Consider the following 20,095-nt stretch of genomic DNA (forward strand, 5'->3'; position numbering starts at 1 on the left):
CCTGCGTAAAGCTGCCGAGGGCGCGGATGGCGTGTTCCACATGTCAAAAGCTCTGGGCAGAAAGATAGAAGCCGGAGAGATTAACTTTGACGAGTGGGCTCGAGCAGCGAAGATACCGGATGGTCCCGTGAAGGATGGCATGCGGATCATATGCACAGGACCGTTCTCCATGTTTGGCGGGCGAGGATTACAACAGCGCTTTGCATGAGCAACATATGTGTCCCGGCTCTCGCATGCGGGTTGGCATGAACGCTCCCAGCCCATAGGCGAATAGTAGGCGATACGAAACGAAAGTCATGCAGAGACAAGAGCGGTGCTTTGTGAATGAAGCGGCAGTCTCCTATGGTCGATTTCGAGGGTCCGAGATTGCACCAGGCTGGCCGCATTGCACTGTCGAGTGGCCTGTTCAGATCTGCTGCTATCACACCGATTTATATAGCAAGCGTTGTCGTCAACAGGCAACATTTCAGCGCGTCATGTCGTCATACGTAATATTCGAGCAGTGGCTGGGAGCGAACATGATCGCGGTATACGGGGTTTGCTGCAAAGTCTGCGACGAGTTCATTAGTCTGGGGCAGACCGAAAAGAGCAAATGTCTTTCCACTTACCGTCTTACGCCAGTTGACCCCATACTCTGCCCCCACTGTGGCACTTTCTACGTCTATGAGGAATGGGAACTGATTGATGTCCGCAGGACACCTCTCTCGGACATCTTGAGTTCGGGTTTCGATTCCGTTTTCTCGCAAACACGAAGTTGAGTTTCGTTTCGGCTCCGGTCAACCACTATACCGTCGGGGTTTGAGCATGCATCAACGGCTTTAGACATCCTCGAGATCTCTGGGATGACAGAGTGTGATCTCTCTGTGTCATCTGTGATGTTCGCGAGGACGGAGCCTTGAGGGAATGGGAGCAGCCTCCCTTGACGCGCATCCATGGTCAGTCTGATCATCACCAGGTTCGATTCGGTGCTAAGGAAAACGCAGACTCGCGGGAACTTCGGCTCTATATGTCGGGAACCCTAGCGCGTGCGTCCCAAAGGGACACACCGATTGAAAGCAGTTGTGTACACATTCGCTCGGACATTAATGTGAGTTGATCAACCTCGGTCTCATTCGCCTTCGTGTCGGGGTTATCCTTAGTATTGGCGATGTTTGTCTCTCATCTTCTGACCATTCCGATAACCACCGTGTTTTCCGTCATCGATTTCGGTGGCGTATTTGCAGGTGCTCTTGGGGGTGCCTTCGCTGCGAGAGAGAACAAGCGCTACCAATACGACTTTGTCGGCGTGATGGGGCTCGCGCTCATCTCTGCACTCGGCGGAGGCGTCGCTCGCGATGTATTGCTCAACCACGGCCCTCCTCTTGCCCTAGTTGACACACGCTACCTATTGGTCGCAATGGTAGGCGGAGCTCTTGGGCTGACGGTCTCGCACAAACGCGCGTGGCTCCGACGCGCGCTCGTCGGTGTCGATGCGTTAGCGTTGGGGCTATTTGCCGTCGCTGGCTCAGCGCGTGCGCTCGCCGCAGGTCTCAGCTTCCTTCCTGCCCTGCTGCTCGGCGTCACGACCGCGGTGGGCGGGGGCTCTCTCAGAGACGTCTTCAGCGGACGTACGCCGCAGGTCTTTGAGCGCGGCGAACCCTACGCGATCGTCGCCGCTGCTGCAAGCGTCGTGTTTCTCACAGCGGAGCACTGGCTGGGTCTCGGTACCGCTGCCACTGCCCTAGCAGTCGCGTCCAGCTTCATCCTGCGACTCGCTACCATGCGGTTTCGCTGGAAGACCCACTTGGCCCGCTAGTCGACCCTAGGCGCGTGATTGCTTCATCTGTAACGAGTCGCCACTTCCCCTTGCCCTGCGGTCGTGGCCATACCGTTGTTTCCACTCCCCGCGAAGCTCCTCGAGCTCGGAATAGACTTAGCGAAATCAACGGAATGAGGCGACATCAGATCTGACAGATTCTTACCCGCAATTTCTGATAGGTAGTCGCGGTGGTGCGAACCCAATATCATTTGCGTGTTCAGTATCTAAATCGTTTCCTTCATGCTTCACGTTGCTGGCGCTACAAAAGAGTGGCCAAATGGCGGCACAGAAAGCCCAGTGACCACGCCCCTTATCCGTCATCTCTCCAGCCACGCCTTCGGCGCACGCATCGTCCGTGGCTCGACGCGGTCGGAACATCATTGCTGTTCAGCAGAAGATGATGCGCCACACGGATATCCGTACGACGATAGGATACGGGGACGTGGTCACGGATGAGATGTTAGTGGCCGGCGAGAAAGTCGCTCAAATTGCGTCTCACTCAAACGGAGCGCAAGGCTCGCTAACTTATTGATTCTATGGCTCCTGAGGTAGGACTCGAACCTACAACCCTTCGGTTAACAGGGCAGGTGTAGCGCCCGGAGTGCCTTTGTTTTCTTAGGCATAAGTCGGAGTCGAGAGACGTTTTTGGAGTGCTTTCGGCACGCAATTTGACGGAGTTTTTGACGGAGTTTTTCACCGAGCAGAGCATTCGCAAAATATCCGAATGCTCTGTTTCCCTCACCCCGTTTTCTGGAAACCTGGTCGTGGACAGAACGGACCTGAATTTTTCAATTCGTATAGCGTCGGAAGCCGAGCAGTGAACAGCCTCTAAAAGGCAATCTTCGAGCGGCAACTTGCCGCGTTGCGTTGAGAGCACCTCCAATGAATAGGTCGGACAAGCATTGCCATATGAGTTTGGAACCTCGACCGCTGCCGCTATCTTCGTCCATGGGTTCTAAGTATTACTTGTGACGCACGCGCTGCTCGAAGTCGATCTAAGGAACTTCATTCATCGAGATGCTTGCGATGTGTTATCTGACAACGCCTTGGAGGGACACGGGGAGAACTCATCGTAAGATTCAAATCCTAGATCTAGCGCTTCGGTTCTTCCTGCAGGCGATAGCGATCGGCGTTTTGCTGTTTCCGCCGATTCTCGCTGCGTGCTTCCATCAGCCTTGCTGTCAGGGCTGGGATTTTGGCGGTTTCGCCTGATCGCCGGCGCGCCATGATTTCTTGATAGAGAGCATCCTGGTCGCTTGGATTAAGCGCAAGAGCCAGCTCTGCCTGCTGAATGGCGAGCGCCGGCTGGTTTGATCGAACGTAGAGTACCGCAAGCAGATCACGTGCGGCCTGGTACTTTGGATCGAGGGTTACGGCCCGCTTGGCCGCGGCTATCGCTGCCGCAAGCTGTCTGCCGTTCTTCTCATCCTCGGCGTGAGATAGCTGCTCAGCGAGGAGATACTGGAGCAGCGGATCGTCTTCGCGCTGCTTCGCTTGCGCTTCGAAAAGTGCTAGCGACTCTGCGCTCTGATGCTGTTGGCTTTGCATGATCCCTACCGCATCGACTGCGAAAGATAGCGTCGGATCCAGCCGGTGCCCCTCATCAAAGTCCGCTATGGCTAGATCGCTTCTGGAGAGCTGGACCTCAAGTACCCCACGCGCCACGTAAAGTTGAGCCGCCTTGGGATGGCGTTTGAGACCGGCGTCAAGGATATCGATGCCAACCTGAAATGATTGATGAACAAAGGCGATTGTGGCAAAGTCGAGGTAGTTGTCGATGTCGTCGGGCGACTTCAAGATGGCCTCGCGCAAAAGAGTCACGGCCTCGGGGGTTTCGCCCTCTGCCTCGTGGATCTTTGAAGCGAGCGCGAGCGCGGGTACTCGTTGGGACTCAGTCAGCAGGGGTGCCAGGGTCGCCAGCGCCTCCCTGCCGGCATTGGTCTTCCATTGCAGGAGGGCTGTGTTGTAGCGGATCGTCTGGTCGGGATTCGAGATGAGGAGCTGCTGATATATGGTGAGCGCATTCTTGAGGTCGCCAGTGTTGGCGAGACACGCTCCATATCCTTGCAGGACATCTGGGCGGCTCGGAAAAAGTGCGCTACTTGCCTGATAGTGGCTGAGTGCATCGGAGCACTTTCCCTGAGCTCGAAGGAATGTAGCGAACATAGCTTGCGCTGTGGTGTCTTGGGGCTGTTCGGCGAGGATGCGTTTAAGCAGAGTAACAGTGCCTGCGGCTCCTTGCGCGTACTCGATCTGCGCTGCCCCCTCGAGAGCAGGTAAATACGCTGGGCAATAGAGCAGGGCTTTCTGGAAATTCTGAAGGGCGAGTTCAGGCTGGTGCAAGCCAGTATGGGAAATTGCTTCCAACGAGAGGAGACTGCAGTCGTGCGGAGCGGTCTTCAGAAGTCTTTCGGCTGCGATGAGAGCGCTCTGATTGTCCCCCTTTTTCAGTAACTCTGTAACCTCAGTACGATTCCGGGCTGTTCCTTGGGCCCCTGCTACCGACAGGTCCAGGGCAAGAAATGCCAAAGCTGTCGCTAGAAGAAGGAAGTATCGCAAGACCAAGATCGTCCGGGAGCACGGTGCTGACCTCTGCTGCCTCAATGAATACGATGACACTTTGCTCTCCAGCGCTCTTGTGCGGCCCTTTTTCCGACTCCCTAAAATTATCAAAAGTTGATTCGCGCGCCGAGCAGCATGTTCCGAGCAGGATAAGTACTTCCGCTTTGGCCGAGAGCTCCGTCCTGCACGTTGCTGTCAACGCCCTGGTAGTTGACTCGATTGAAGAGGTTGAAGGTGTCGAGCCGAAGCTCGAGATTGAAACGTTCCTTGATCGAGGTGACTTTCTTTATCGTGAAGTCGTAGTCAGCATAGCCTGGATTGCGGAACTGGTTAGGACGTTCGTTGCCAAGGGTACCGATGGCTGGAAGCACAAAATCGCCACACGGAAGAACGGCGCCTGGGCAAGCACCCAAAACTCCAAGCCCTGTATGGTAAGCGTTACGGTTGTGGCTCTGCTTGTAGGAAGTCACACTTGGGAAGTCGTTATTGTCGCCATCTGCGTTATAGTCGCCGCTGCCGGGCGCAAATCGCAGGTTGTCGGCTGTTGCCGGGAGATTTATGTTGATCAACTGCGCCTGAAAGGCCGCACCATTCGAGACCGTAAACGGAGTTCCGGTCTGGAGGACAGTGATTCCCGCTAGGGTCCACCCGCCAAGAGCACGGCGGCCAAGGGCATTGCCAAACTGTCCGCCTGGGAGCTCATACGAAGCCCCGACCGAGAGACGGTGCCGGACGTCATAAGGTGAGTTGGCATAGAACTGGTTCGTCGGAGATGCAACGGGATAGTTCTGCCAATCATCAAGCGAGTGGCCCCAGGTATACGAGGCAGTAAGAAAGCCGCGCCGGGTAAATCGGCCACGTGCGGATGCAATGAGGCCGCTGTAGTTCGCAACCGAGGTGTTGTAGGAGTAGTTGATATTGCCGAAACTAGAGTTAAGCCGGGTCTGGACCCCAGAACAAGAGCTGGAGGCCTGCGTTGCATCTGTCGCGGGTGTGATCTTGCAATTGATGTGCTGTATCAAGTCTCCGTTGAAGATATTTACATCGTTTCCGTATGAGGTATTGTTCGTGTTGCCGCCTGCGGAGATCAGATTGCTTGAGTGAGAACCGGCATAGCCAAGACTTATAACGAATCCTGGCGTCAGTTGACGATCGAACGCAAGATTGAAGTTGACGGTGTAGGGGCTCTTTAAATCAGAGGCAACGCCCGCTACGCCGATCTGTGCTCCGGCAATACCGCCTTTAGCGTCGAGCGGCTGGCCTTGAAATGCTGGATAGGGAAAGCCGAAGGGATAAGTGTTTTGTGTGCCGAAGCCAAAGATGGGCGCGGCAGTAGAGCCATCGTTACGGAATGTCGGCCGAGCAAAGCCGGGAGGGTTTCCGCTTAGACCATTCTCGGAGTTTCCAAGAGTGAAGTAATCGTGGAAGAGGCCAACTCCGCCGTGAATAAGGAGCTTGCTATCGTCGGCGGGCGAGAAGGCAAACCCTCCGCGCGGGCTGAAGACGTAGTTCAGGTCTTTGGGGAAGACGTGACTCTGCGGCGTCATGACGGCATTGGCAACCTGCTCAGCAAAGCTGGCCCCACTGCCAAGATGGAGATTCGATAGGCCGGTACCCGCTAGAGAGGGGTAAGCGTTGCCGAAGTTGTCGTAACGCAAACCGTAATTCACGGTGAGTCGTTTTGAAACCTTCCAGGTGTCTTCGACGAAGGCCCCGCCCGTCGTCTGCGCGTAGCCGTAGTTGTTGGCCTTTGGCTTGCCTGTGAGTGGATCGTAAGAGAGGCCACCCTCAGTGAAGGGTTGGTCATTGATTAGGTCTATGAGACTGTTGAACTGGAAGGTGGGCTGTGCAAAGGCTGCTGCGAAGAGGGCGATGTCATCGCCATGGAAGCCCTCGTATCCTGCCTTGATCGCGTGGGAGCCGTGGACATACGTAAGGACATCACGCCAGTGATAGCTGTGCTGGATGAAGTCGCCAAGAGCAAATCCGGCTCCAAAATTAGTGCCAATCCCGGTAACGTTGACCACAGGCACAGTGAAGTCACCTGTCGCTGGAGAGAAACCTTCAATGCGGTTGTAGCCCATATAAGCTTCGTTGATCAGGCTGTTCGAGAATGTGTGGGTCTCGCTTCCTTGAATCGAGAAGATAAAGTACTTACTTGTTGTAGTAAAGTCCGGGCGAGGTGAGGGTCCACCGCTGTTGATCGTATCGCGGTAGAAGAGGCCATATACCCGGTCTTTCTTGAAGTACTTATCCAGGCGAACGTTATATTGCTTGGAGTTGTTAAACGAACTGGAATTGAAGTTTCCGTTGTCGATTACTGGGGTGCTGCAAGGGATATTATCGGTGGCAGGCGTGCCGCAGGCAGCCCCGAAGGCTTGAGCGGCGGTGCTCTGGACGCTGGTAAAGGTCAGGCCGGTTGGCTGATACTTGTTCAGGAGTTGGACCTCCGGGCTATTGGGCCGGACCGCGGTGGCGAAAGCCACAAAGGCGGGATCCTCATATGTGCGGTTGGAGGTTCCGTTCGAGGCGAGTGAAAGGTAGGGCTCGTAGCCGGCGAAGAAAAAGAATTGATGGTGCGGGAAGACTGGGCCGCCAACGCCGAAAGAGAGATTGTTGGTGTGATACGGGGCGACGCGAGTTCCCGCCGCTGGGCCATACTCGCCGCGTGCGGCAAGCCCTTGATAGGTGTAGTACTCGCTTGCAAATCCGTGAATGCTGTCAGTTCCCGACTTGGTCGTGAGAACCGTCTGAATCGAGCTCGCACGTCCGTAATCGACTGTGTAGGTGTTCGTCTGAACGGCAGCTTCCTGGACGGTGTCGGCGTTTGGGGTGAGATTGACAACCCCAGGACGGATGCTTGAGGTGACATCCAGACCATCGACGATGTATTGATTGGAGTTGGCGCCGCGCCCATTCGCGCTCGCGTCGACGGAATTCTCCGGATTGAAATTGGTGGCAGTACCCGAACCGAGACCCGTGACGCCTGGGGCGAGGGTGATGAGCGCAAGAGGATTACGGGCGGCAAGCGGCAATTGCTCGAATGCGGAGGTGTTTAAGGTGAGTTGATTGCGGCTGTCAGATGTGTCGAGCAACGGCTGTTGGGCGGAGACCTCCACCTGTGCCGAGACAGCCCCCACGGATAGGATGATCGGGACGTCTCGCGTTTCTGCAGTGCTGAGGGTAAAGGCGGTTTTCGTGGGTGAGAAGCCGCTAGCGGAGACGACGATAGCATAATTTCCAGGGGAAAGGCTGGAAAAGCGGTAAACCCCGGCGCTATTGACTGCGGCTGTCTGGCCTACTTTATTGTCGACATTGGTTAGAGTGACAGTCGCTGAAGATACTGTCGCACCCGTATTGTCCTGGACCGAGCCCTGAACAGCGCTGTTGAACTGGGCGGATGCGGAGATGACCCCAATTAGAAAGATTGCGATGAGCACAAGAGCAGGACGGCGCGGATTGACGATTGTTTTAGCAACTTGATTCATAGGGCCTCGTGAAAAGGTGTCGCATAGCACTTGTTTTCTGTAAGCGGTTACAGCGTTTGTCCATCTTTGACTTGTCGCAAGCGCTCAAGATCTTTTGCTGGATATCTTAACTACGTATTCGGAGCCGCGAGAAACATAGCAAGCTGTTTATTCGATCCACAAGTTCCATTGGGCTTAGCCGCAACTAGTACAAATGGACTATCCATCGCCATTGAGCGCACTGAAGCTTAGAAGAGGTAGAGTTTGACGATGGTTCTTTTGAGGGCTCAAAGTTTATCTGGAGCGGGGCTGCTCGCGTTTGCCTCGCTTTTGTGCGTCTTAGGATGCCGCTCGAATGAGCCGGCGAGTATCGCCGTGGTTCCTCGGACCTCGGGAACGATTCTTTGGGAACCTGAGAATGTGGGCGCCCAAGCAGCAGCAGCTGAGCTTGGAGAGCGTATCTACTGGAATGCCTCGACGAGAGAAGATGATATCAACGGCCAGATCGCCCTCGTGGATCGAATTCGGTTGGGGAGCCACCGTGGCCTGGTGCTTGCGCCGGACCACTCCTTGGCCTTAATTACGCCTGTGCGCCGTGCCTTGGCCAACGGCCTTCCTATCGTCATCGTAGGCTCTCCGCTACCCATTCCCGCGGGCGATAATCTTACCTATGTCTTGAATGACGAGCAGGAGGGCGGTCGGCTAGCTGCCGTGCGTGTGGCTGAACTAGTTCATGGCCAAGGACAGATTGCACTTATTGGAGTCAACCCAGATATTGCGGGAGTCGTTCTGCGAGCCAACAGCCTGGAGCTGAACCTGACGGCCCTCTATCCAAAAGTACACATTGTTGTTCGCAGAATGGGGACGTTCAACTTCGAGCATGAACAAGAAGGTGCAGAGGAGGTCCTCAAAGAGAATCCAGATCTGGATGTCATTGTAGCACTCACATCGACCTCGACTCGCGGAGCGATTTCAAGCATTGAGAGCGAACACCCGAGTCGGCTGGTCAGAGTCATAGGATTCGACCCCGATACTATAGCGTTCGACAATGCGAGTCTTGATTCAGTCATAGTGCAGAATACTCGGAAGATGGGGGATCAAGCTGTTCGTCTGATCCATGCTCGACTCGGCGGCCAACGCTTCGCGGCGAGTGTAATGCTCCAACCTATACTCGTTACGCGGCAGAATTTTCGTGACCCGGTTTTGCGGGAGATGCTCTACACGAGATGGCGACCAGGGGCGGCTGATCTGAAGCGGAGTGAAGCACCTTGATAGCAAGCAGCTCAGCCCGCAGACGAAGATGGTTGCTGCTCCTCAGCGTTACTTCAGTTGCATTGCTCCTGTGGGGGGCGGCGGCATACCTTCGCAGCTCCAGCCGTGGATTACCCTATCGTGACTCCTTCAAAGACGGGACCGCGGATGAGTGGAAGGCCTTTGGCGGGACTTGGGAACTTGCAAATGGATCGATGCGGAACGACTCGGACGAACGGGGAGCCAAGCTACTGACCGGCTCGTACAAGTGGTCGGACTATTCGATTGAAGCGGACGTGATGTTGCTGGGTCTAGGGGGCGACGCAGGTCTCATGCTGCGGTCCAGCGACGAAGAACAGGGCGTGGATGCCTACAGAGGCTACTATGCTGGTCTTCGCACACTGGATAATTCGCTCATGATTGGGCGAGCCGGATACGGTTGGGAAGAGGTCATGGATAAGTTCGACCTGGATCAACAAGGAGTGCGGGCCGCGCGATGGTACCACTTGAAGCTGCTTGGTTATGGATGCCAGTTCGCCGTGACAGCGACTCTGCTCCCAGAAGAGGGTAGAGGAACAACCATCGCCATCACCGATGAAGACTGTATTCACGAAGGGAGGGCAGGTCTTCGGTCGTACGCCTCTGGCGGTGTGTGGCGCAACGTTACCATTCATCCGGCCTCGCGGGCCGATCTTGCAGAGATGCTTGCCGCGGCGAGACACGAGGTCAAGCTGGGCGCAAAGCGTCTAAAAAGCGCTCAGAGCCCGTGGGATTTGTATGCATCTTTTCCAGCTACTGGACCACAGCCGCTTTTTACAGGTCCTAAGGCCCAATTGATCAACACGCTTCGCCTTCCACCGTCGACAGCAGCGCTTACGGCAACAATTCGGGGGACTGTGGTGCTTGCGTCGCCGGCCCTCTTTGTGCAGGACGCGACGGGGGGTATCTCGGTACAGCAACTGAAGGCACAGGATTTGAAGGTGGGGGACGAAGTGCAGGTATCGGGCACGGTGCACGCCAAAGCCTTCAGCCCGACATTGGAGCGGGCAACGGTGCAAGTGCTATGGGAAAACACACCCATGCCCCCTGTGTCGTTAACGGCGTCACAGGTCGCAACAGGAGAATTCGATGCCACCTTTATCGAAGTGGAGGGGCGGCTGACGGGTAAGAAGCGCGGACCTGACGACAGCCTCGTCTTCGATCTCGACTCGGGACCACAGTCCTTTCAGGCAGTGATGAACCGGGGACGGGGTGACACTTTGTTCAGCACGCTAAAACCAGGAAGCATTTTGCGCTTGCGGGGAGTCGCTGTTTCAGACGGTGCTTATACGCAAAATCTGGTCCCGTTCGCATTGCTGTTGCGCTCGAGCGACGACGCCCTCGTTCTGGCCGGGCCACCTTGGTGGAACGCGCGTCATGCGTTTGTTGCTGCGGTGGCGCTGCTCTTGATGGCCATGGTCGCCAACTTCTTCTACCACCGGGCCGAGAGCTGGCGTTTGCGCGCTGTACTCGACGAGCGAGAACGCATGGCCTATGAGATGCACGACACCCTTTCCCAAAGCTTCGCGGGCATCGGCTTTCAGTTGAAAGCGATTCGCGAGGGGATGCCGGAAAACTATCCGCAGCTTCAGCAACAGTTGGACCTCGCCAGCGACCTTGTACGGCACAGCCACGAGGAGACGCGGCGAAGTATCGCTGTGCTGCGCCCAGAACAACTCGGGCCTGATGGACTTCTCAGGTCACTCAGAGAGTGTGCTGATCGTCTGGTGGAGGGCGGTTCGGTGGAGATTCAAGCGACCTCCTCTGGGGAGCCGGTTAAACTGCCTTTGCGCGTCGCCGACGCAATATACCACATCGGGCTGGAGGCGCTTGCGAACGCGGTACGTCATGGCCATCCAACCAGGCTTGATATCAGGCTTGCCTTCGAAAAGGATCTGGTGCAGCTGCGGGTTCTAGATGACGGAGGCGGGTTCCTTGGCAGAGAGGACTCTCCAGGTTTAGGAATTCGAAGCATGCGAAAACGAGCTTCCAACATCGGAGCGACGCTTGAGATTTCGAGCCTCTTGGGCGAAGGAACAGAAGTTTGGATTTCGTCCGATCTAAACATCCGAGAAGCATCTGGGTTCGGGCCTGGTTTTTCCCCAAAAAATATGTGGAGGCGGATACGTCATGTTGCAGGTACCAGAAGGCCAGATCCGAATTCTTATCGTTGATGACCACCTAGTTGTCCGGGCTGGCCTTGCAAGCATGCTAGGTACTCAAGCGGAGCTGGATCTGATCGGCTCTGTGCCAAGCGGCGAAGAGGCGCTCAAGGTAATCGAGGAGCGTGAACCGCACGTTCTGTTACTCGACCTGCGCATGCCAGGCATGAGCGGCGTGGACACGCTTCACGCTTTGAAGGCCGCAGGCAAAACTATCCGCGTCATCATCCTCACCAACTACGAAACCGACGAGGACATCTACCGCGCAGTGCAGGCTGGAGCGCAGGGATATCTGCTCAAAGATACGTCCCTGCGAGAGATGCTAGAGGCGATTCGAGCGGTGCACGCCGGCAAGCGTTACATCCCTCGACATATTGCGTCGAAACTTGCTGAGCGCATGGTGCGAACCGATCTAACCGCACGCGAGCTGGAGATTCTAAAGCTGCTGTCTAGGGGGCCTACCAATAAGCAGATCGGGCATGCCTTAGGAATAAGTGCCAACACTGTTCGGAACCATGTTTTGAAGATCATTGAGAAGCTCGAGGTTTCGGACCGTACGGAGGCGGCGACCACAGCAATTCAGCGAGGGCTGATTACGAGTGGCGAGTGAGCTTTGCTCGCCACGTGCTCGCGTGTCGCAGGTTTGGCCGGTGGGTCATGTGATCTATAGACCGAGTGGGGCAGATAAGAAGAAACTGTTGAAGCTGAAAGCTTGGCATCGGGCGCGTGGTTTTAGCTGCCGGGCGGTCAAGCCGAATCTATTGGGCCGGAGAAAACATGACCTTGCTGGAACGTCGTGACCTACTTAAACTCCTTGCCGGTGCAGCGGCCGGTGTCGCCTTTCAGGAGAAGGCGGCGTACGCAATGGAAACACGAGCCGTCGCCAAAGACCCAAACGAAACCAAGAGTTCCAAGGGCCCGGGGATGGAGGCGCCTCGGAACGTACGCAAGGCAAGTAAGAACCGCACACCGCTGGCACCGAACGCCTTCGACATGCTTCCGCTAGGATCGGTCCGGCCTGCCGGCTGGTTGCGCAGACAATTGGAGATTCAAGCCACGGGGCTCGGGGGGCATCTCGATGAGACCTGGGATGATGTTGGAAGCAACAGCGGATGGTTGGGTGGGACGGGAGAATCCTGGGAACGTGGGCCGTATTTCCTGGACGGCCTAATACCGCTGGCGTACCTGCTGGACGATGACCGCCTGAAGGCGAAAGCTCAGCGCTATATCGATTGGACTTTGACCCATCAACTGCCGAACGGAATGATTGGGCCGGCTTCTAACGACGACTGGTGGCCGCGAATGGTTATGTTGAAGGCGCTGATTCAGTATGAGGAAGCGACCGGTGACCCCCGAGTCATCCCTGTCCTGATGCGCTACTTCGCGCACCAGCTCGAGGCTCTTCCTGGACGGCCTCTGCGCGACTGGGGCAAGTTTCGCTGGCAAGACAATGCTCTGGCGGTGATCTGGCTCTATAACCGGAACGGCGATCCAAAGCTGATTGAATTGGCGCGACTGCTCCATAAACAGGGCTTTGACTGGCAGACAGACTTTGCGGACTTCAAGCACACACAACGCATCACGCCGGAGATGATCAAGTCCAAGGGGGACGACGGTCTCGGCGATTTTGCTCTCTCAACCCATGGGGTCAACAACGGACAAGCGCTGAAGGCTGCGCCGGTTTGGTCTGTCGTCTCTGGTCAGGAGACGGACCGCCGGGGGTTAGAGCAGATGCTATCTGCCCTTGACACATACCATGGCCTGCCAAACGGAATGTTCTCCTGCGACGAACACTTCGCGGGCAGGGATCCCTCGCAGGGTTCAGAGTTATGCACTGTAGTAGAAACGATGTTTTCACTGGAACAATCGCTAGCTATCCTGGGAGACGCATCGTTGGGTGATCGGCTGGAGCAGATTGCTTTCAACGCGCTGCCGGGCACGTTTACCGATGATATGTGGGCCCATCAATATAATCAGGAGCCGAACCAGGTTGAGGTAAGCCTGCACCAGAAGCCATGGACCACGGACGGTCCTGAGTCCAACTTGTACGGCCTGGAGCCCAACTTCGGTTGCTGTGCGGCAAACTTCCATCAAGGCTGGCCGAAGTTCGCGGCGAGTCTTTGGATGGCATCGCAGGATGGCGGACTGGTAGCCGCAGCTTACTCTCCGTGCGTTGTGCACACGGTGCTCGGCGATACTCCAGTCGAGATGGTAGAGGAGACGGAGTATCCCTTTCGCGGATCGATTCGGATTACCGTGAATCCGGAGACGCAGATCAAGTTCCCTCTTCGGTTGCGCATACCCACCTGGGCGAAGGAAGCCAAGATTACAGTCAACGGTCAGTCGCACCAACCGCCGGCACAAGCGGGATTCGCAAAGATCGATCGCGTGTGGAAGGCTGGGGATGCGGTTGAGGTGGTGTTTCCGATGGAGCCACGAGTCAAGCGTGGAGGATTCCGAAACTCCGTCTCTGTGGAGCGGGGGCCATTGGTCTTCTCGTATCCCATTGGGGAAGACTGGGTAAAGCTGCGCACCCGTGGCATGACGGCTGATTGGCAAGTTTTCCCCACATCGCAGTGGAACTACGCGTTGGCGATGAACGGAACTAATGCGCATGGCTTGGTTGTTGAAGAACATCCCGTGGGCGGTACGCCCTTCGCGCTAAACGGAACGCCGGTGAAGCTGCAGGTCACCGCTCGCAAGATGTCAACCTGGCGCGCGGTGGACGGTGTGGCCGATCCTGTACCGGAAAGCCCTGTCACTAGCGATGAGACAGAGGAGACGATTACGCTGGTCCCTTACGGAGCAGCAAAGCTGAGAATTACTGCTTTTCCGCACCTTAAGAGTTGACTCGAAGTGTCCAAGACACCGTGGACGGCCTGGACTTCAATCACGCTCTTCGTCTCCACGATCGACACGGGCTTTCGATCAGACGGGTAAACCAAACATTCTTCAAGCTCTCAAAGCGCGATTTCGTCGTTAACGTTATTAGGCTATTTTGCATGAGCTGACCTCCGATAGGGACCGAGGAGTATACATTTGAAAGCGCCAAGCCCGGCTGGCGTGACTTGAGGGGAATACGTTTGATCCGAAGAGAAATGCTTCCACTGTTTGGCTCGCTGCTCCTGACCGTATTCTCAGCTTGCGCCCAGACGACTCTTACGATCGCCACCGTCAACAATGGTGACATGATCGTCATGCAGCGTCTTGCGAAGCAGTTTGAGCAGCAGCATCCTGAGATTCGCCTCGACTGGGTAATTCTGGAAGAGAAGATTCTTCGTGAGAAGACGACGACCGACGCTGCCGCCCACGGTGGCCAATTCGACATTGTCACGATCGGCCCGTTGGAAGCGCCGATCTGGGGTCGGCGTGGCTGGCTGTTACCGCTCGAAGACAAGCTGTCCTCTAGCTACGATCTCAATGACCTGCTGAGGCCGATGCGCGATGGAGCCTCTGACTCGGGTCACCTTTATGCCTTGCCGTTTTACGGCGAGAGTTCCATGACCTACTATCGCAAAGATCTCTTTCGGCGCGCCGGTTTGACGATGCCATTGCAGCCGACGTATGACGATATCTCGCGCTTCGCTCAAAAGCTAAATGACCCTGCGCACGATCTGTCCGGCATCTGTCTTCGGGGCAAACCCGGATGGGGTGAGAATATGGGTTACATCTCCACTGTCGCTAATACATTCGGGGGGCGGTGGTTTGACGAGTCATGGCGACCTCAATTCGACTCACCCGAGTGGCACGCTGCCGTCAGTTATTACGTCGACCTGCTGCAGAAGTATGGGCCGCCGGGTAGCAGCTCGAACGGTTTCAACGAGTCTCTTACCCTCTTCGAAAACGGTCGCTGTGCGATGTGGATTGATGCGACTGTAGCGGCCGGTTCGCTCTCCAATGCCAAACAATCCAAGGTTGCTTCCACTGTAGGCTATGCGTCCGCGCCGATCGCCACAACCCCGCGTGGCTCGCAATGGCTTTGGTTTTGGGCGCTTGGTATACCCTCGTCCTCAAAGCATCCCGAAGCGGCTCTGAAGTTCATCGAGTGGGCTACCTCAAAGGAGTACATTCAACTGGTTGCCCAAACGAATGGCTGGGAGACAGTCCCGCCCGGCACGCGGGAATCGACATATAAGCAATTACAGTATCTTGATGCAGCACCATTTGCCGGGCTCACCTATCGCTCTATCATGGCTGCCGACCCACTGCACCCAACTGAGAAGCCTGTTCCATACACCGGAGTTCAATGCATCGTCATCCCTTCGTTTCCCACGATCGGCAACCAGGTCGGCCAACTCATCGCAGCCGCCCTCGTCGGTAATATGTCTGTCGATGAGGCGCTTCACAAAGCCCAACTTGCGACGGAACGGGTAGAGCGCCGCGCCGGACTTCTCCATCAATGACAGCCTCATCCATTCAACCCGAAAACGATGTGTCCTGGCGAGATACTGTTGCGCAGTCAGCGCTGAGACTGCCGGCGATCGTCTCCTTGTTCATCTGGTCGATCGTGCCGCTCCTCATGACGATCTGGTTCTCGTTCCGTCGTTACAACCTGATGGAACCTGAGAGGACCGGTTTCGACGGTGTCGGCAACTATCGGTATCTCCTTAGCGATCCCAGCCTGACATCGGCCATTGGCAACACTGTCCTGCTGGTCTGCTCAGTCCTCGTTATCACCATCGGTCTCGGCACGCTGCTGGCTGTCCTCTACGATCAGGAGTTTTTCGGACGCGGCATCGCCCGCGTTCTTGTGCTAGCACCGTTCTTCATCATGCCGACCGTGAGCGCACTTCTGTGGAAGAACATGATGATGCACCCTGATTATGGGTTTCTCGCTTTTCTAATGCGATCCGTGGGATTGAAGCCGGTTGACTGGTTTGCCGTCGCCCCACTCACTTCCATCATCATCATTGTCTCCTGGCAGTGGCTTCCCTTCGCTGTCCTCACCCTGCTTACCGCCGTGCAGTCACTTGATTCTGAACGAAAGGAGGCGGCACGGATGGATGGGGCAAATGCGTTCAACATCTTCCGATACATCCTGCTGCCACATCTCGAGCGCGCAATCTCCGCCACGGTCATGATCGAAACGATCTTCCTGCTTGGCATCTTCGCTGAGATCTACGTGACCACCTCGGGCGGCCCGGGCTTCGCGTCCACCAATCTCTCTTTCCTTATCTATCGCTATGCTTTGCTTGAATACGACATAGGTGGAGCCTCTGTCGCAGGCCTTGTCGCAATCGTTCTCGCCAACATCCTCGCCTTCTTCCTCATGCGTTCGTTCGCAAGAAACCTGGACGTCTAGCCATGTCTTCAAAGAAACTCCGCCGAAAGCTTCTGATGACCGCGCTTGGCTGGGCTGTGGCCCTCGTTATTTCGTTCCCGGCCCTTTGGCTGGTGCTTACCAGCTTCAAGACTGAGACAGAAGCAATTTCGCGCATCCCTCATATCCTGTTTCGTGCGACGCTGGAGAATTATGTCGCCGTCCAGGAGCGAACCACTTACTTTCACTTCGCCGGCAACAGCGTGATTGTGGCTATCGGCTCAACGATTCTCGCTCTCGCCCTGGCTATTCCGTGCGCGTACGCGATGGCCTTCATGCCGACCAAACGTACCCGCGATACGCTACTCTGGATGCTCTCAACGAAGATGATGCCCTCCGTCGGGGTGCTTGTCCCGATCTACCTTATTTTCCGCGAGATGAACCTGCTCGACACGCGCACGGGACTGCTCCTCATCAACGCACTTCTGAACCTGCCTATCATCGTGTGGATGCTTTACACCTTCTTCAAAGAAGTACCCCGCGAAGTGCTTGAAGCCGCACGCATGGATGGCGCGAGTCCGCTCCGCGAGCTCTACGATCTGCTGCTTCCTCTCGCCATGCCTGGCATTGTTTCAACCAGTCTCCTCGCAATCATCCTCGCCTGGAACGAAGCCTTCTGGAGTCTTACCCTTACTGCTGCAAAAGCCGCCCCACTGACAGCATTCGTCGCTTCTTTTTCAAGCCCCGAAGGGCTCTTCTACTCAAAGCTTTCGGCTGCGTCGACCATGGCCATTGCGCCGATTGTTATTCTTGGTTGGCTGAGCCAAAAACAACTTGTTCGCGGCCTTACTTTTGGTGCGGTGAAGTAAGGTAACGAACAGCAGACAGTTACGAACAGGACGCACGATGGCAACCGTAAAGCTGGTCGAAATTCGAAAAGCATTCGATGCCACTGAGATCATCAAGGGTGTCGATCTCACGATCCATGATCGCGAACTTACCGTTTTTGTCGGTCCTTCCGGTTGCGGCAAGTCGACACTGCTGCGACTCATCGCCGGCCTCGAAGAGATTACCTCCGGTGATCTTTTTATCGATGGCCAACGTGTCAATGATGTTCCTCCCGCGCGTCGCGGCCTGGCCCTTGTATTTCAAAGCTATGCACTCTATCCCCACATGAACGTCGAAGAGAACATGTCGTTCTCTCTTAAGATCGCGGGCGTGGACAGGGATGAACGCAAGAGAATTGTTCTTGACGCCGCGCGCATCCTGAACCTCGAGACGTATCTCGATCGCAAGCCCAAGGAGCTCTCCGGTGGGCAGCGCCAGCGCGTCGCGATCGGACGCGCCATCGTTCGCAATCCACGCGTCTTTTTGTTCGACGAGCCTTTGTCCAATCTTGATGCCGCTCTGCGCGTCCGTATGCGCCTTGAACTCACCAAGCTTCATCATCAGCTAGGCGCCACCATGATCTATGTCACGCATGACCAGGTCGAAGCGATGACCATGGCCGATCGCATCGTTGTTCTGCGAGCCGGCGTGGTAGAACAGGTCGGCACACCGATGGACTTATATCACCACCCCCGCAACCTCTTCGTAGCCGGATTTATAGGTTCGCCGCGGATGAACTTTCTTGAAGCGACTGTTCAGCAGATCGGGCCGACCGGGGCGGTGCTCGATCTCGGACAGGCAGGAGAACTCCACGTACCGTCCTTCGAACATGCCCCGCAAGGCAAGAAGCTGACCATTGGTATACGTCCTGAGCACCTTACGCTTGCCACACCAGCTCAGAGCAGCCTTTCCGCGCAGGTGCAGGTTGTCGAACACCTGGGCAGCGAAAGTTACGTTTATGTTCAAGCCATTTCCGGCGAATCGCTTGTTCTGCGAGTGAATGGTGAAACCACCGTGCGGCCAGACCAGGAAGTTCATCTCAACCTCAACCCATCGTTCCTCCACTTCTTCGACGCAAATGGCGATGCGATCCCGGCCAAGCGCCTGAGTTAACTAGACCCATGAGACCTAAAACTTCCATGCCCCAAACATCTATCAAGCTGACCTCCACGAAACTTGGACTTCTGAACCCCGAGGTCCAGATTCCCACCTATGACCGCCGCCAAGTTAACCCCCACACGGTGCACATCGGCGTAGGAAGCTTTCACCGAGCTCACCAAGCGCTCTATCTCGACGAACTGCTGGCTCTTCCAGATACAGAACGTTGGGGCGAGTGCGGACTCGGGGTTCTCCCAAGCGACGCCCGCATGCGCGATGCGCTCCAGGGTCAGAACCATCTCTATACGCTCGCAGAACGCAGTGCCGACAAACAATCCGCTCGTGTCATTGGCTCGATTGTGGATTACATCTACGCGCCGGAAGCAAATGAAGCGGCGGTCGAAAAGATGGCCAATCCCGAGACCCGCATCGTCTCGCTCACCATTACCGAGGGGGGTTATTTTATCGATGAAGGCACGGGCAATTTCCTCGTCCAACACCCGAGCATTCAGCACGATCTCGAACATTCAGACGCGCCCTCATCATCGATCGGACTTATCGCGGAAGCCCTTGACCGTCGACGCACACGCGGCGTTGCCCCATTCACTGTCATGTCTTGCGACAATCTTCAGGGTAATGGTCATGTCATCAGCAAGGTTCTACGCGCCTACGCCGGGCTGCGCAAACCTTCGCTCGAAACCTGGATAGAAGCAAATGTCGCTTTCCCCAACAGTATGGTCGATCGCATAACCCCGGCAACAACGCGCGCGGATATCGCGTGGCTGGCTACGCGCTTCGGCATCGACGACGCCTGGCCGGTGGTCACTGAGCCGTTCCTCCAATGGGTCATTGAAGACACCTTCTCGAACGGCCGGCCCCAGTGGGAGCGAGTTGGAGCACAGTTCACTACCGACGTCGCCTCCTACGAGATCATGAAGATGCGCCTCCTCAATGGCAGTCATCTCGCCATGGCCTATCTTGGTGCGCTCGCGGGCTTTACATACGTGCAGGACATCATGGCAGATCAGCTGTTTGTCACCTTCATAGAGCGTTTTATGGAAGAGGTCACCCCCGTAGTTCCGATCATCCCAAACACCTCCGTCCCGGAGTACAAGAAATCTTTGATCGAACGTTTTTCGAACCCGACGATCAACGACCAGGTCACGCGCATCTGCTCAGAAGGATCCGCAAAGATTCCAAAATGGCTTCTCCCCTCCATACAGGAGTTACTGGATCGCAATCTGAGTGTCGACCTGCTAAGCCTGGTCGTGGCAAGCTGGATCTTCTATCTCGGTAAGGGTGTAGACGAAGCTGGAAAGACCTTGGATATCATCGACGCCCGCGCCGCTGAGCTCACTGCCATCGCATCGTCCGCAGAGGAAGATCCTTCTCTGATGCTGGGGATTAGTTCTATCTTTGGTGACCGGCTCTTTACAAATGCGATATTCCAGGAGAAGACCGCAGGTGCATTGCACCTACTTGCCACGGTGGGCGTCGCTGCATCGATGAAACAGTACTTGAAGCGCAATTGAGCGTTGCAAGTTCCTTGCGTGAGGAAGCGCCTATTCCA

Annotated in this window: 12 protein-coding genes and 1 pseudogene; 11 read left to right on the forward strand and 2 right to left on the reverse strand. The window is 55.9% G+C overall.

Annotated features, from left to right (window positions below; all coding sequences use genetic code 11):
• Window positions 1–1,147: 1,147 nt before the first annotated feature.
• Complete coding sequence (locus tag HDF16_RS19685; RefSeq protein WP_184220585.1) at window positions 1,148–1,795, forward strand: trimeric intracellular cation channel family protein; 648 nt, start codon at window positions 1,148–1,150, stop codon at window positions 1,793–1,795.
• A 1,095-nt stretch (window positions 1,796–2,890) separates the two neighbouring features.
• On the opposite strand, the gene HDF16_RS19690 is transcribed toward HDF16_RS19685, so the two are convergent.
• Both HDF16_RS19690 and HDF16_RS19695 read right to left on the reverse strand, forming a co-directional pair.
• Window positions 2,891–4,165: a tetratricopeptide repeat protein gene (locus HDF16_RS19690; protein ID WP_221312906.1), complete on the reverse strand. Its 1,275-nt coding sequence runs from the start codon at window positions 4,163–4,165 to the stop codon at window positions 2,891–2,893.
• A gap of 302 nt (window positions 4,166–4,467) precedes the next feature.
• Entirely contained in the window at window positions 4,468–7,848 is a 3,381-nt protein-coding gene (locus tag HDF16_RS19695; protein ID WP_184220592.1) for a TonB-dependent receptor, read from the reverse strand.
• A 354-nt stretch (window positions 7,849–8,202) separates the two neighbouring features.
• Between HDF16_RS19695 and HDF16_RS19700 the strand changes: the two genes are divergently transcribed.
• The 10 genes and pseudogenes from HDF16_RS19700 to HDF16_RS19740 all read left to right on the forward strand — a co-directional run bounded on the left by HDF16_RS19700 (window position 8,203) and on the right by HDF16_RS19740 (window position 20,057).
• Entirely contained in the window at window positions 8,203–9,099 is an 897-nt protein-coding gene (locus HDF16_RS19700; RefSeq protein ID WP_221312908.1) for a substrate-binding domain-containing protein, read from the forward strand.
• Window positions 9,100–9,161: 62 nt separating this feature from the next.
• Window positions 9,162–9,539, forward strand: a pseudogene (locus HDF16_RS31915) (family 16 glycoside hydrolase); the annotation flags it as partial.
• 372 nt (window positions 9,540–9,911) lie between these two features.
• Entirely contained in the window at window positions 9,912–11,291 is a 1,380-nt protein-coding gene (locus tag HDF16_RS30760; protein ID WP_246409321.1) for a histidine kinase, read from the forward strand.
• Window positions 11,248–11,889: a response regulator gene (locus tag HDF16_RS19710; protein WP_184220601.1), complete on the forward strand. Its 642-nt coding sequence runs from the start codon at window positions 11,248–11,250 to the stop codon at window positions 11,887–11,889. The genes HDF16_RS30760 and HDF16_RS19710 overlap by 44 nt, the downstream gene beginning before the upstream one ends.
• Before the next feature lie 167 nt (window positions 11,890–12,056).
• Window positions 12,057–14,129, forward strand: coding sequence for a beta-L-arabinofuranosidase domain-containing protein (locus HDF16_RS19715; RefSeq protein ID WP_246409322.1), 2,073 nt, complete (start codon window positions 12,057–12,059; stop codon window positions 14,127–14,129).
• A 248-nt stretch (window positions 14,130–14,377) separates the two neighbouring features.
• Window positions 14,378–15,682 (forward strand): ABC transporter substrate-binding protein, encoded by a 1,305-nt coding sequence (locus HDF16_RS19720; protein WP_184220604.1) that lies wholly within the window; start codon window positions 14,378–14,380, stop codon window positions 15,680–15,682.
• A complete protein-coding gene (locus tag HDF16_RS19725) occupies window positions 15,679–16,581 on the forward strand; it encodes a carbohydrate ABC transporter permease (protein ID WP_184220607.1) in 903 nt (300 codons plus the stop codon). Before HDF16_RS19720 ends, HDF16_RS19725 begins: the two co-directional genes overlap by 4 nt.
• 2 nt (window positions 16,582–16,583) lie before the next feature.
• Window positions 16,584–17,408, forward strand: coding sequence for a carbohydrate ABC transporter permease (locus HDF16_RS19730; RefSeq protein ID WP_184220610.1), 825 nt, complete (start codon window positions 16,584–16,586; stop codon window positions 17,406–17,408).
• A gap of 37 nt (window positions 17,409–17,445) precedes the next feature.
• Window positions 17,446–18,540 (forward strand): ABC transporter ATP-binding protein, encoded by a 1,095-nt coding sequence (locus tag HDF16_RS19735; RefSeq protein WP_184220613.1) that lies wholly within the window; start codon window positions 17,446–17,448, stop codon window positions 18,538–18,540.
• Between the two features lie 26 nt (window positions 18,541–18,566).
• Window positions 18,567–20,057, forward strand: coding sequence for a mannitol dehydrogenase family protein (locus HDF16_RS19740; RefSeq protein WP_184220616.1), 1,491 nt, complete (start codon window positions 18,567–18,569; stop codon window positions 20,055–20,057).
• Window positions 20,058–20,095: the final 38 nt, after the last annotated feature.

It is taken from the genome of Granulicella aggregans (assembly GCF_014203275.1).
Taxonomy (GTDB): Bacteria; Acidobacteriota; Terriglobia; order Terriglobales; family Acidobacteriaceae; genus Edaphobacter.

Bases quoted from the DNA above. Each gene is read 5' to 3' on its own strand.
- HDF16_RS19730 (WP_184220610.1), top strand. From the start codon at position 16,584: ATGTCTTCAAAGAAACTCCGCCGAAAGCTTCTGATGACCGCGCTTGGC.
- HDF16_RS19725 (WP_184220607.1), top strand. From the start codon at position 15,679: ATGACAGCCTCATCCATTCAACCCGAAAACGATGTGTCCTGGCGAGAT.
- HDF16_RS19695 (WP_184220592.1), bottom strand. From the start codon at position 7,848: ATGAATCAAGTTGCTAAAACAATCGTCAATCCGCGCCGTCCTGCTCTT.
- HDF16_RS19685 (WP_184220585.1), top strand. From the start codon at position 1,148: ATGTTTGTCTCTCATCTTCTGACCATTCCGATAACCACCGTGTTTTCC.
- HDF16_RS19735 (WP_184220613.1), top strand. From the start codon at position 17,446: ATGGCAACCGTAAAGCTGGTCGAAATTCGAAAAGCATTCGATGCCACT.
- HDF16_RS19720 (WP_184220604.1), top strand. From the start codon at position 14,378: ATGCTTCCACTGTTTGGCTCGCTGCTCCTGACCGTATTCTCAGCTTGC.
- HDF16_RS19710 (WP_184220601.1), top strand. From the start codon at position 11,248: ATGTTGCAGGTACCAGAAGGCCAGATCCGAATTCTTATCGTTGATGAC.
- HDF16_RS19740 (WP_184220616.1), top strand. From the start codon at position 18,567: ATGCCCCAAACATCTATCAAGCTGACCTCCACGAAACTTGGACTTCTG.
- HDF16_RS19715 (WP_246409322.1), top strand. From the start codon at position 12,057: ATGACCTTGCTGGAACGTCGTGACCTACTTAAACTCCTTGCCGGTGCA.